A 13,715-nucleotide genomic window follows, 5' to 3' on the forward strand; every position below is an offset into this window, starting at 1 on the left:
TTTTTTAAAGATAATAAAAAGGAAGTATTCAAAATTCAATCCTGCGTTTTTTTACAATTGGTTTAAAAAAGTTTCATGATTTCGTCTTGAATTAAAGCCCGTTCGTCGAGAATTTTATATCAATGGTATAAAAGCCATAAATGGCTTGCAACGTTTTCCAAGTAGTTGCGTCTTATCTACAAAACAACAATAAAAAAACTTAAGCAATTCAATAACAATTAATTAACATTTAATTATTAAATAAAAGACATTATGAAAACTTCAATCAAAACCCTAATCGCAACATCATTAACAGCAATCATTTTATCTACAGCTGTATTTTCTACAAGCGTTTCTGCTTCAGAAGTTCACCCTTTGACAATTTCGGCGTTAAGTAGTTTCAAAAAGGTTTCTGTGAAAGGAAATGTTGAAGTTATTTTAATTCAGCGGGCTAACAATGGTGTTGCTTATGCAGAAGACAATGCAGGAACAGCTAAAATTATACAGGATGGTGATGTTCTTCGCATAACTTCTACTGACAGAACAACTGCAAAAGTAATTGTCTACGTAACAGATATCTACAGAATTGAAGCAGCAGAGAATGCAGTTGTTAAAACTGAAGGCAAATTAAACTCAAAATATCTTCAAATCTTTTTAAAAGGAAATGCACATGCAGAAATTAATACAACCACAGAAGGCTTATATACCGTTATTCAAGATAATGCAGATTTAAAATTAAGCGGCTCAACTGATAACCATACACTGGTAATGGGCAACACTCAAAAACTTACAATTGATAAGTTTGCTGCTTTAAAAACCAATATCAGCTCAATAGAGATTTCAGCAGTAGGTAAAGAAATTGCATCAATCAACTAAATTAAAAACATACTCTTATCTATGGCTTTCTGATTCTTCAGGAAGCCATTTTTTTTTCAGCTCAGCCAAACTTCAGATTATCTTCAGAATTGATCTGTAACTTGAACAAATTTTCAATTAAATGAGCAATATATTTAAAAGCCGATACTCCATCCTTATTGGCTTTATTTTCTATTTTATTATCTTTTCTTTCGTTATCCGCACCATTTTATTTGTGCTGTCTTTTCCACATGCTGATTTTAGTTTTTTAGAAATTATTAGATGTTATCTCTTTGGATTCTTCTTTGATTTTGGAACAGCTTTAATCATCACTTCATTTTATGCCTTGTATTTATTGATTTTTCCAGATCGGCTCTACCATACAAAATGGAATAAGGTGATTACTTTTTGCGCATTTTTTCTTTTCCTTTTACTAACGCTTTTTTCATTTTTCGCTGAAATCACTTTTTGGCAGGAATTTGAAAGCAGATTCAATTTTATTGCTGTTGATTACCTCATCTATACCTACGAAGTAATTCATAATATCAATGAGTCTTATCCATTGCCATATTTAATTTCAGGCATGGTAATCATCGCTTTGGCCATCTCATACACTTTTAACAGATTAAAAATTTTTAAATTAAGTTTCGAAAGTAGAACGCCTTTAAAGAACCGACTGATTTACACTGTTCCACTGATTCTGACTGCCATTTTGTTCTCGCTAGTTATTAAAAATAGTGCTGCAGAACAAGGTAATAACCGTTATGCCAATGAACTGAGCAAAGCTGGTATTTATTCCTTCTTTGCGGCATTTAAGAATAATGAATTAAACTACCATGAGTTTTATAAGCTTATTAACAGTAAAAATGCTTTTAACATTGTTAGAAACCAACTGGCTCAAAAAGGAGTATCCTTTAAAAAAGGTTTAACAATATCACGTGAGATTAAAGGAACGGCATCAACTTACCGTCCAAATGTGATTATGATTACAGTAGAAAGCTTAAGTGCCGAATTTTTAGCTCATTATGGAAATACTCAAAAACTTACTCCATATCTGGATACCATTGCCGATAAAAGCGTTTTCTTTAGCTATATGTATGCCACAGGTACACGAACCGTTAGGGGAATGGAAGCACTTACATTATCTATTCCACCAACACCTGGTAGCAGTATTGTAAGACGAAATGACAATGAAAACTTATTTACGGTTGGCAATGTATTTAAAGAAAAGGGATATACAAATACCTTCTTTTATGGCGGTGATGGCTATTTTGATAACATGAATCACTTTTTCGGCAACAATGGTTATAACATTGTAGACCGAGGAAGGAAGTTATTAGATGAAACCTATCAGGGCAGTAGAAAGTTAATTACAGACCAGGATGTGACTTTTGAAAACGCCTGGGGCATTTGCGATGAAGATATTTTTAATGTAGTAATTAAGGATGCAGACGAAAAATATAATCATCAACAGTTGTTTAATGATTTCGTGATGACCACGTCCAACCACAGACCTTTTACCTTTCCAACGAATAAAATTAACCTCCCTCCAGGTAGCAGAGAAGCTGCTGTGAGATATACCGATTATGCAATTGGGAAATTTATCGAGAAGATTAAAACCAGGCCCTATTTTAAAAACACAGTTATTATAATTGTTGCAGATCATTGCGCCAGTAGTGCTGGCAAAAATGAAGTTGATATCTCCAAATATCAGATTCCCTGTATGATTTTTAATTTAAAGAATCAGCCCCATATGATTATTTCTAAAATGACCTCACAAATAGACTTATTTCCAACGCTATGGCATTTACTGGGCTGGAATTATGCCAGTGAATTTTACGGTCAGAATGTTTTGGATGAACATTACCAACCACGTGTATTTTTAGGTACTTACCAAAAACTGGCCTATCTTAAAGGCGACAGTTTAATGCTGTTAAGTCCGCATAGAAAGGTAGACACCTATTTATATGATAAATCTAAAAATATACAAATTCCTCACCAACTGTCAAAAAAGGTGATGGATGAAGGCATTGCAAATTATCAAACAGCCTTTGATTTATTTAAAGATGGTAAATTGAAACTGAAGTAACCTTATAACTTGAATTCGATTAATAATATGTCTACTATACTATTTGAATAGGATATTTATATTTTAACCACCCCGCCCTTTGGGCACCCATATAAAGAAGGGGAATGGCGATTGTAATTCCTCTCTTTCAGAAAGGTGGTTACAGACCGAAGTGTTAAAATCAATTAATAATTATCAAATCCAACCTTATAGGCCTTAAAATCTATAAGGTTGGTTTACAATGAAATTAATTTTCCATCATAGAGGCAATCTCTTTTTCGATAGATTCTATTTCTTTTGCTTTAAGTTTCTTTACGGTTTCCTTTTTATTCTCCAGGTATTTAACCCCAACACGGAGTGCGCTTAAACCAGAAACACCTTGCAGCTCTTCCAGTTCCAGTTGTTCTAAATCATCATTAAAATAACCCTCCACCTGCATATACTTAATATACTCCATATATTCTTTAGCTTCATCAGGATTGAAATAAACCATCGAAACTTTATGTGGTTGAGTTAAACGTTCATTTTTATCTTTAATCAATACCTTATCAATGCGTTTCTTCACTACCTCGTAACGAATGTTATAGGCACCTTCTACATCAAATCTTCTTTCATCATTTCTAAAACTAATGTCAATAGCATTCGAATGTATAAAAATCAGCTGAGTCGTTTCCAAAGGAAATGGCATTTCCCCTATTAACCCTTTAGATAACCTTGCAATCTCCACCATTGATGTTAATTGCCATAATCGAATATTTTTGAGGTATAATAAATCAAAGGGTTTATTCGGCGCAATCTCCTGTCCGATATAAATATCATATTCCACTCCATCTGTTCTGAACTTGGCAAAATAGCAAGGATATGAAGCCTGAAGATTCGCCTGTGATTTTTCCAGGTACTGACTAACCTCTGTATTAATCAATTGCATAGAAACTTCGAGCTGTCTTCGGTTGGCATAAGCTGCGCCAGTTTCCGGAACAATTACTTTAAAATAATCATCTACAGCATCAGCCGTTTGCGGATAATTGGCTTTAATAATGGAAAGAAATGGATAAACCTCTACGGTTAAAAATTCATTGAGCTGGCTTTCATCGTTTGAAGATGCCAAATTACCAATTCTCTTAATCCAATCTTTGCAATTAAATAAAATCTTATCCGTAATCTCCAGCGTTACGAGTTTTTTTATGGCTTTAAGGGCAAGTGTCAAATGACTCAAAAGTACATTTAAATCATCTTTAAGTGCTCTGTTACGCTCAATAGTAGAGTTGCGAATATCAATGGCTCCGAATAACGGATACATTTTTTTAAAGGTAACCGTTTCAATTTCATTGATCTTGGCTTTACCATTATTTTTCTGAATAAACCGCCAGATGGCTTCGTTAAATTTCCATTGTACCGATGGCTGCAGGGCTGTAAATTTATCCATCAGCACTTCATCCATCTTGGCATTAAAATCTTCAATGTTGTATTGAAAAAGCTGTCCAATTAAAGGCATTGCCGGACGCAATCTCGATAATAATTTATCATCAATAATTACTTCATGATCAGAATAAACCTCCAACACACCAGCCAGTTGCGTATTATAATAAACAGGCAACACCGAATATGAACACACACCAGCCTCTTTAAGTACTCTCAAAAATGGATCCTTAGTAATCTGATCATCATTAATTGAACTCACGAAAATGGCCTTAGGGTTTTCCTTGTACTTATCTACCAGCGAATAAAATACTTCCTCTTCCAAGTTAGATGCCTTGGCAGAATTAATTAATTTACTTTGAGAAAATTCTTTATGATCAAAAACAAGTTTGTTGTTTACCGTTAAAAAAGGCATCAACCCAAACTCCAGGTTCCCATCACCACTTAAGCTTTTCAAGGCCTGGATTACATGGGTATAAGCTTCGGTTTGATAATTATGATTCACCAATGCATCCCGGATTCCGTCAATAGAGTGTTGCAGCGTTACATCCGTTATGGAAATGATGCTAAATCCATCGAAAGTAAAATATTTAAGCGGTAAATGCTTTAGTAAGTATTCTAATTCATTATCATCCTGAAAATGTCTGCCAAGCTCTTCGAAATTAAGTTCAGGTAGTTCACCCTTATATTTAATATCTACAAACTTGGTATCCGTTTGAATATTGTAATACTGGGTAAGCTTGGTTTCTTCATTAACATGTCCATATATAATCTCACTTTTAATTACCGTAGTGAAATTGTAGAAACGATTTAAGATAATGTTATAAATAAATTTGAGCTGCTTCTTCTCTACCGGTTCACTATCTTTAGTGACCTTATTTTTAGGATCGTGATCTTTAAAGAAATTATAAAAAGCATTGGTACTGAAGAAAATTTCATCTGGTACGGGCGTACTCAATGCCCAGAACAAATCATCCTCATTATCCATTAAAGGCGTAAGAATGGTAAAAATTAATTCGAGCGTATCTTTATGTTGAACTAGATCTTTTGCTTTAATACTATTCAAAAGCACTTTCTCTTTCTCAATTTTTTCTAAAAGAAACCTGTAGAATTCAGATTTTACAGACTTTTCAGTCTTCAACCTGCCTTTTAAATATTCAACGAGCGGACGAAAAGATAAAGAAGATTCTATCTGAAAGTCAACACACTCGTTTTTATTTATCTGTATTACATTGGTATTCATGCCTGGGTTTCCTTTCTATGGAATAATTTATTTGCTATCTTGTTCAGTACAAAGATATTAACAGTTTTTACTAATATAGGTCTGTAAAACGTAATACTTAAATTATTGCATCATATCGTTATAGTTACAAATTTAGTACCTAAAGTTTAAAGAGACGTAAGGATACCAGCCTTCTGATGAGTGTCCCATTACAAATCGTACAACCGTGAGTGATGCCGGAGCGAAATAAAGCCCCCCACCTACTCCATGGTGCCATGTTTTGGAAACTTCATTACGTTGCCAAACTCTGCCAACATCATAAAATCCTAATAGGCCAATTTGTCCGGGTAAGACATAACTGACCAAATCGCCCAGTTTTGCCCTTAACTCTAAATTATTATAGAAAATATGTTCACCGGCAAACCTAAACTGACGATAGCCTTGAAGATTTCCCTGTCCACCGAGATATAAAGCTTGATAAAATGCTGGTTTGCCAACAGTCACCCCTCCACCAAAACGATCTGCCAGGATAAAGTTTTTCCTTCCATCTAAATTTTTATATAAGGCAATACTTGCGGTAAGCTGCCCGAAAGAATTTGAATATTGATTAACACCTTTATAGCCAAGCAATTTAAAATCTACAAAACTGCCCAAAGTTGGTAGTAAATCATTATCCCTGGTGTTATTGGTAAAGTTAACAATCGCACCAGCAAACATTTTTTCATTGCGAACCGTTAAACTATCCGCAGAATGCAATTGCTCCGGATTGAGGATAAAACGCCCATCATTATCCTCTTTGTTAAACTTATAATATTGATAAGACGGACCAACCGAAAAAGTAGATTTCGGCTTGCGCCACCTAATTGCTGCATCTACCTGATACAAGTTAAACCTAGCCCTGTAATAGCGAATATCATCACCGTGCTCATCAAAATGGGTATCATTACCTAAACCGAAGAAATTCTGATTGTTATTTGGTGCATAAGCATTACCGTTGATGAGTAAATCACCCTTACCCAATGCCTTTAACCATTCACCCTTATAATTAAAACGAAAAGCCTTTGTGGAGAATGAATGCAAAAACGAAACCGTTTGAGAATTTCCCCAAGGTTGTTTACGGAAACCCGGATTGGTTTGCTTGTAAATTAAACCTAATAAAATTCCATCATCTCTGTTGTAACCAGCGTTTAAATTGTATGATCTCCGCACATACATATCTTTAGGGATGTAACTAAAGTTTGCCGTATCATTAGAAATAATTTTGCTGATTTTATTTTGATCATCACCTGCGTAAGTTGCCTTATCGGTTCGGCCGTATAATTTAACGGTACCTTTACTATTGGCAAAATCGTAATACTTATCACCTTTGCCTCCAATAATCCGGATTTTTATAGCAGAATTTTTATTATCCAGGATTAAGCTATCATTTCCGTTATGCATATACACCCGAATTTCTTTAGTGACCTTCGGATCGAATTTGCGGTCAAACAATTCATCTTTGATATTGCCTTCCTTAGATATTTTATTAATCTTCACCCGCAAACCATTGTCCTTAGTGTCGCTGATCTTGATGAATTCGTTTTTATTGGTGACTTCAATATCTACAATACGGTTGAAGAAATGATAGTAATCATTCATCAGTTTAGGCAAATCGGCCACCCGCTCACGCAATGTTTTTAAAAACTCATCATGATGTAGTGAATAGCTTGGTTCCGGAAGTTTACGCAAAGCCTTTTCAAAAACAGCATCGTTATAATTGGCACAGAAATCTTTAACAATCTTATTAAATTCATCTTCTTCTATGTTTGCAGTCCAGCGGCTACTAATTTCCCTTCCTTCCCATAAAAACCAATTGATGTTTTGTATTGGGCGTTCATAGCCCTGCATCATTGGTAGCAATGATGATGATTGCGTAAAGCGTTGTAAAAAACCGTCTGAACGGAAGAAAACCTGATCACGGTCTCTAGGCACCGGGGTGTAATTTGATCCATCTTTGGTTTTAGTTTCCTTCCAGCGCCATTGATCTTCATGCCTGTCCCAATCGCCTAGCAATACATCAAGTGATCTTGCCTTAACCCAGGCTGCACCATCTAACTTATTATCATTGTCATCCGTTAATTTTTTGTCCATTTTAGGTGAACTGTCTGATTCACCTACAGGCTCACGCTCCTCAAACAAGCATAGCGTATTGGCAAAAGCAGATTCAAACTCACCTAAACCTTCATCAGGAGAAACCCAACCAATAATCGGATTGGAATGTGGAATTTTCGCAGCGTCGGCCAAATCAGGCACAACCAATGCAGAAAATGGGTGCTGGGCAGACATATTATCTTTAATTACATCTTTTGCAAAGGTGTTGCGCAAAGCTTCAGGAAGCAAAACCTCCGGATATTTTTCGATGCTTCGCAATACATATTCCTTCCCATCTTTATCCTCTAATCTTAAAGAGCGTGATTGGTTACCTCCACCCCGTTGAGTAGCCTTAAGTCCGCCCTTCATTTTTGATACATGCAATACCGGAACCTTGGTTCTTTCTGCATATTCCTTGCGGTAATTTTCACCAAAAACATAACGATGGAAACGTCCAACACTATCATACTCGGGTTTAATCCGTACAAAAATACTATCCGCGGTAAGTGGCTTATCTCTGTTTCTAATTTTTGAAGGAATTTCCTCAAACTTCTTAATATAACTGTAAACCTTTTTAACACTGGTATCCGAATAAATATAATACTCGTAGCGCATGTCATTATTTTTCAACTGATCAGCAATGACATAGCCCTGCTGCATTTCCTGAAATAAAGAATTTTTGCCTTTTTTATTGGGTGAAACCTTTGATCCTGATCCACTAATAATCTGCAACTGTTTCCCTTTAATCATTTGTAAACCATGCTCATGTCCTGCCATATAAGTTACATTCGGATAATCGCCGAAAACACCATTTACAGATTTAATCATGTCTTTATATGCCGGATGATTTAAATCTTCAGGGCTTAAAAGCGTAGACCGCAGAAAAGGATAAACCGAACCTAAAACTGGCATCGGGATATATAAATTCTTATTTAAAGAGGTAAGTGGAAAAAGGTGATTTCTTAAATTAAAATAGCCACCATGTGGACCATAACTTTGAAATGGATGGTGTGAAGCCAATAAGATCACCTTATTTTTATTTTGCTCCAGGAGTTCTTCCATCCGTACCAACACCTCGTCTTTGGTATTGCAGTCACAATCCCCAGCAGGATTTGATTTTTTATAAGGAAATAACCACCATTCGCTGTCGTAAGCAATAATGGTGAGTTTATCGGTCAGGTTAATTGCAACCGGATCAGGACATCCATTCGCAGGAATTAATTTAAGCAATGGATCATTCTGTGCTTTTAAATAATCATCCTGTGCTTTAATTTTGGCTAAACCATTTGGTCCGGATTTATCCCAGTCGTGATTGCCTGGAATAAAATAAACCGTTGCGCCCATATTGCGCATGGGTTCAAACTGAGAACGTAATATTTTTTTTGTTTCCTCCTCTTCAATACTTCCAGGCAAGCCCATTCCGGTGGGGTAAATGTTATCGCCAAGATATACCACAGTGGTTTTCTTTGGAATAATTTGTTTGGCGGCATTTTTTAAGTCCTGCATTTGACCGGGATTCATTTCTCCGGCATCGCCGAAAAGAATTACCCGGTATTTAACATCATCCTGAGCGAAAGAATTAAAAACAAATAGAAAAAAGAAGGCAATAAATAGGGTAAACGTTTTGATCATCGCTGAGGGGTTATTTCATATAAAGATAATTAATTTTGAGAAAGGCTATTTAACCTTAAACATTAAAATATTTCCTGCAGATAAAGATCCACCTTCATTGGAAATATAAAGGTTATTATCGCGATCAAATGCAATCCCCTCTGGCTGGTTAAATGCATCACCTTTTAGCGCTTGAGTTGATTTTATTTTAAAGTTTGCATCTGTAATGACCAATAACTTATTCATGGATGAAAGCACATACCATTCTCCTGTTTTCGGGTTTTTAGTCAATGCCGATGGACGGAAATTCATTTTAGATGCACCAGCTGCATCAGCAATTTCCTGATGAGACAGCGCAAAAATGCCTGAGGGTGTGAAAGTGCCCTGGTTAAATTTAAAAGCGAAAATTTCAGTATCGCCCTTTTTACCTTTTTTCACTTCTTTAGTTAAAACATATACCATTCCGGCTTTTTCATCCGCAGCCAAACCTTCATATTCTGCTTTTGGTACCAAATCTTTTGTTTTAATAACATCAGCTACTTCAGGAGTATTAATTTTTGAAATCGGAAAAGTATGCAGCTCTCCATTGCTTTTTAAAACAATTACCTGATCTCTTATGATCGCCAAATCTTCATAATCGCCTTTGCCTCCAAATTTGGTGAATTTAGCCTCTTTATCATTTAAGCCTAAATGAAATAAATCTCCATCTTCATCCTGAATAGCAAATACTTGTTTCGGATCGCCGTTATGAAAAGTAATACCCGAAATTTCAAACAAATTTTGAGGCATATTATATTTAACCGGATTGGCCAGATCATAAGGGAAATCTGCTTTTTCAGTAGTAGAAACACTATTTTCAGTCACTGCATTATCCTTCTTTTTGTCCTCGTCATCATGTTTACCGTTAACGCATGAAACTCCAATAAATGCTATGGCAAAGAGTATAATAATAGATGTCAGTTTTGTTTTATTCTTGTTCATAAAATGAAAATTTAATACTTGTTTTTTAAAAATTGATAGATAGCCTGTTGTGAAGCAATGGCAGGTTCACCAGCCTGAACGGGAACATTTTCCATTTGATCATCAATCATAACAGCCTGCACATTATCCTGTTTTTGAATATCGATAATTTCCAGGATTTCTTTTTTAATCTGCTCGTCATAAATAGGAAAACACACTTCTATCCTGCGGTAAATATTCCGGTTCATCCAGTCGGCAGAGCCTAGGTAAACATCATTTTTACCCAGGTTATGATAGATAAAAATCCGCCCGTGTTCCAGGTAACGGTCTACAATTCTGGTAACTTTAATGTTTTCGCTCATTCCTTTCACACCCGGAATTAACCTGCAAATGCTCCTCACGATCATCTCAATTTTCACTCCAGCCTGCGAGGCTTCGTAAAGTTTATTAATTAAAACCTTTTCTTCCAGGTTATTCATTTTGATGGTGATGGCTGCAGGTTTTCCTTGCCTGGCATGTTCAATTTCTCTATCAATAAGCTGTAAAAAAGCCTGCTGAAGATTAAACTGAGCCACCAGTAAATGCTGAAAAGGAATTAAATCTGCAGAAGTTGGCTTCACCCGTTTGGCCAGAAAAATAAATAATAATTCTACCTCACGAAGCATTTCTTTATGAGCCGTCATTAAAATATGATCGGTATAAAATGAAGCAGTGCTTTCGTTAAAATTCCCGGTAGCAAATAACCCCAGGTAATGCATCCGCCCTGCTACCTCACGTTTCACCAGGGCCACCTTTGCATGAACTTTAAGTGCCGTAACGCTGTAAATAATATTAACACCAACGGACTTCATTTTTTTAGCCCATTTGATGTTGTTTGCTTCATCAAACCGGGCCTTCAACTCAACCAGAACAGTTACTTTTTTGCCATTTTTAGCAGCGCTGATTAAGGCATTCACAATTTTTGAATCGCTCGCTACCCGATAAAGTGTGACATAAATCTCCTTTACCGCATCATCTATAGCAGCCTCGTTGAAAAAACGCAGCACACTGTCATAACTCTGAAATGGCGTATGAACGATAATATCTTTTTTAGTAATGGCTGCAGTAAGCGTATCTGCTACAAAATCGGTATTGCATATTTTTGCCCAAGGTGCATTTAACAGTTGATCATTCTTCACTGGAAAACCCATCAGGTCTTTCAGGTTATGGTATTGACCGCCTTCTACCATATTTGCTTTTTTAAGGTTGAAGAGTTTTTTCATCACTTCAAAAACACCGGCAGGAATGCCAGGCTGATGCAAGAAGCGGGTGGCCAAACCCAAATCACGCTTCATCAGCTGCTTTTCCAGCTGCTCAGATAAACTTCCAGAATATTCATCTTTTAAATCGATTTCTGCATCTCTGGTAATTTTAAAACTAAAACATCCCAATACTTCATCATGAGGAAAAACGCGATCTAAATGAAAGCGGACAATATCATCCAGTAAAGCAACAAACGTTTCGTGCTTACCCTCCACCTTATAAAACCTGGGTAGTTCGTTAGATGGAATGTTTAAAATTACTGCCTTGGTTTCAACCCCATTTTTTAAATTAATCAGGAAGTATAGCTCATTATTTGCCGGAAAAAAATTAGTTCCCTGATCTAAATAAACTGGTTGTAAAAAGGCCATCACCTGACTCAAAAAATAGCGTGTAATTGGCTTTTGAATTTCAGGTGGAAATGGTTGCCCGTAAAGCAGGTTAATGTGTTGTTCCTTTAACTGTGGAATAATTTCCAACTGCAGGATTCTGCCATATTGCTGCTGCTGACGGGAAATCAAATGATTGGCACTTTTCAGCAGATCTTCTTCAATATGAATATCATTATTTTCCTTATTGCTCAATTTTTCCAGTGCGAGTAATACAGGCATCCGAACCCGATAAAACTCATCGAGATTTGACGAAAAAATAGAAAGAAATTTAATGCGCTCCAGCAATGGAACGGTACTTCGGCCAGCTTCTGTTAAAATTCGTTCATTAAATTTTAACCAGCTTAAATCTCTGTTGAAAAAAGCAGTTTCAGTAGTTTGTTCCATTAAAGTTTACCGTAAGCTGCATAGGCAATAACAAAAGCCAATACCGCAGCAATTAACCCAAACATAAAAATATTGTAAGCCAGGCGAATGAGTTTATATTTCCTGCCTAGAACCACACCTTGAGAATATACATCTGTGATCAGCGTGCCATACAAAAAGTCTTTGTCATTCATTACCTGAATCATCCCATCAGTATAACTGGGTAAACTCATTTTATAAAAGTTACCGAAAAACAGCAGGTTTACTTTTTTATTATCCATATCCTCCTGCGTAAATTCCCCTTCAGGAATAGATGGACGGGTAGATAAAATGGAAACCACTACACAGCTTAAACTTACAATCAATAAAATAAACGTAGGGATAATGAGGTTGCCATGATCTTCCAATCTTCTTAAAAGTAAACTCACAATCAGCGAAAGCATAATAGAGTTTACAGTAATTAAAATATGAGCCTTATTATCAGCCATATCACTCAATCTTTGATTATTGGCAGACGTAATCCTGAACATGGTTTCGATCCCTTTATCCGGTCGATCGCCTTTGCTTTTCTTTTTAAAGTCCTTATTGTCTGGCACCAATTGTGGCGCAAAATTTTTAGGTTCCTCCTGCTCAACCGCAATTTCTTCCTGAGTGGTAAGTTTGCTTTTAAGTTTACTGATATTGGCCTGTTTCTGATCGGTAAGCAGCAGGGCGGCATAGTCGGTTTGGTAATGATGAGATTCCATAAACTGAATGTCTCTTTTTCGCCAATCCAGTTTGCTGATTTTTTTATCATAAATCAGTTCAACTTCTTTGTGCATCAGTTTTCCCTTCTTGCGGAAATCTGGCAAGCCTAAATGAAATAAATCTGCATCGCAGATGATTTTATCAATCTGATTTTTTGGATCCTGTGGAATCCTGGTAGCTAAAATGGCACTTTTAACGCTTTCTTTAATTTCATTGCTGACCTGATGTTCTGTTAAAAATTTTTCAGCCAGTTCTGCACCTTTTTCCTCATGTTTCAGCGCATCATCAAAATAACCTGTATCGTGAAAATAGGCCGCAACGGTTATGGTGAAAAAATCCTGTTCGTTTAACTGATAATGATTGGCAATTTGCTGAGCAGCATTTACCACTTCCTGCGTATGTTCCATGTTGTGATAAACCAATCTTGGATCATGATGGGTATGAAAGTAATTGCCAACGTATTTTTCTACCTCGTGTTGCAATTGTTTATAGTCTAGGGGCATATGGTTGTAATGTGATCTTTTTTTATGGTACGCCTGTACGGTTTTGTAAATCTTTTAAAACTAAAAATTACTGGTGATAATGGATATAAAACTACGCTAAATTTAAATAAAATACAGCCTTTTAACATTTAACAAAATTTAGACTTCATTGTGATACAAATGAAATC

Annotated in this window: 7 protein-coding genes; 2 read left to right on the forward strand and 5 right to left on the reverse strand. The window is 36.0% G+C overall.

Translation table 11 applies throughout. The features are described from left to right. Window positions 1-252: 252 nt before the first annotated feature. Both EV200_RS11635 and EV200_RS11640 read left to right on the forward strand, forming a co-directional pair. Window positions 253-855, forward strand: coding sequence for a GIN domain-containing protein (locus EV200_RS11635; protein ID WP_132532759.1), 603 nt, complete (start codon window positions 253-255; stop codon window positions 853-855). A 121-nt stretch (window positions 856-976) separates the two neighbouring features. After that, entirely contained in the window at window positions 977-2,923 is a 1,947-nt protein-coding gene (locus tag EV200_RS11640) for an LTA synthase family protein (RefSeq protein WP_132532761.1), read from the forward strand. 226 nt (window positions 2,924-3,149) lie between these two features. On the opposite strand, the gene EV200_RS11645 is transcribed toward EV200_RS11640, so the two are convergent. From EV200_RS11645 to EV200_RS11665, 5 genes are all read right to left on the reverse strand, one after another. Next, window positions 3,150-5,564: a GAF domain-containing protein gene (locus EV200_RS11645; protein ID WP_132532763.1), complete on the reverse strand. Its 2,415-nt coding sequence runs from the start codon at window positions 5,562-5,564 to the stop codon at window positions 3,150-3,152. A gap of 132 nt (window positions 5,565-5,696) precedes the next feature. Beyond that, a complete protein-coding gene (locus EV200_RS11650) occupies window positions 5,697-9,305 on the reverse strand; it encodes a BamA/TamA family outer membrane protein (protein ID WP_132532765.1) in 3,609 nt (1,202 codons plus the stop codon). A 45-nt stretch (window positions 9,306-9,350) separates the two neighbouring features. Next, window positions 9,351-10,265: an SdiA-regulated domain-containing protein gene (locus EV200_RS11655; RefSeq protein WP_132532767.1), complete on the reverse strand. Its 915-nt coding sequence runs from the start codon at window positions 10,263-10,265 to the stop codon at window positions 9,351-9,353. Window positions 10,266-10,276: 11 nt separating this feature from the next. Further along, complete coding sequence (ppk1, locus tag EV200_RS11660; protein WP_132532769.1) at window positions 10,277-12,319, reverse strand: polyphosphate kinase 1; 2,043 nt, start codon at window positions 12,317-12,319, stop codon at window positions 10,277-10,279. Then, a complete protein-coding gene (locus tag EV200_RS11665; protein ID WP_132532771.1) occupies window positions 12,319-13,548 on the reverse strand; it encodes a Pycsar system effector family protein in 1,230 nt (409 codons plus the stop codon). The genes ppk1 and EV200_RS11665 overlap by 1 nt, the downstream gene beginning before the upstream one ends. Window positions 13,549-13,715 lie beyond the last annotated feature (167 nt).

Origin of the sequence: Pedobacter psychrotolerans, from assembly GCF_004340665.1 — a bacterium.
In the GTDB taxonomy this organism is placed as follows: Bacteria; Bacteroidota; Bacteroidia; order Sphingobacteriales; family Sphingobacteriaceae; genus Pedobacter; species Pedobacter psychrotolerans.

Bases quoted from the DNA above. Each gene is read 5' to 3' on its own strand.
- EV200_RS11640 (WP_132532761.1), top strand. From the start codon at position 977: ATGAGCAATATATTTAAAAGCCGATACTCCATCCTTATTGGCTTTATT.
- EV200_RS11650 (WP_132532765.1), bottom strand. From the start codon at position 9,305: ATGATCAAAACGTTTACCCTATTTATTGCCTTCTTTTTTCTATTTGTT.
- ppk1 (WP_132532769.1), bottom strand. From the start codon at position 12,319: ATGGAACAAACTACTGAAACTGCTTTTTTCAACAGAGATTTAAGCTGG.
- EV200_RS11665 (WP_132532771.1), bottom strand. From the start codon at position 13,548: ATGCCCCTAGACTATAAACAATTGCAACACGAGGTAGAAAAATACGTT.
- EV200_RS11645 (WP_132532763.1), bottom strand. From the start codon at position 5,564: ATGAATACCAATGTAATACAGATAAATAAAAACGAGTGTGTTGACTTT.
- EV200_RS11635 (WP_132532759.1), top strand. From the start codon at position 253: ATGAAAACTTCAATCAAAACCCTAATCGCAACATCATTAACAGCAATC.
- EV200_RS11655 (WP_132532767.1), bottom strand. From the start codon at position 10,265: ATGAACAAGAATAAAACAAAACTGACATCTATTATTATACTCTTTGCC.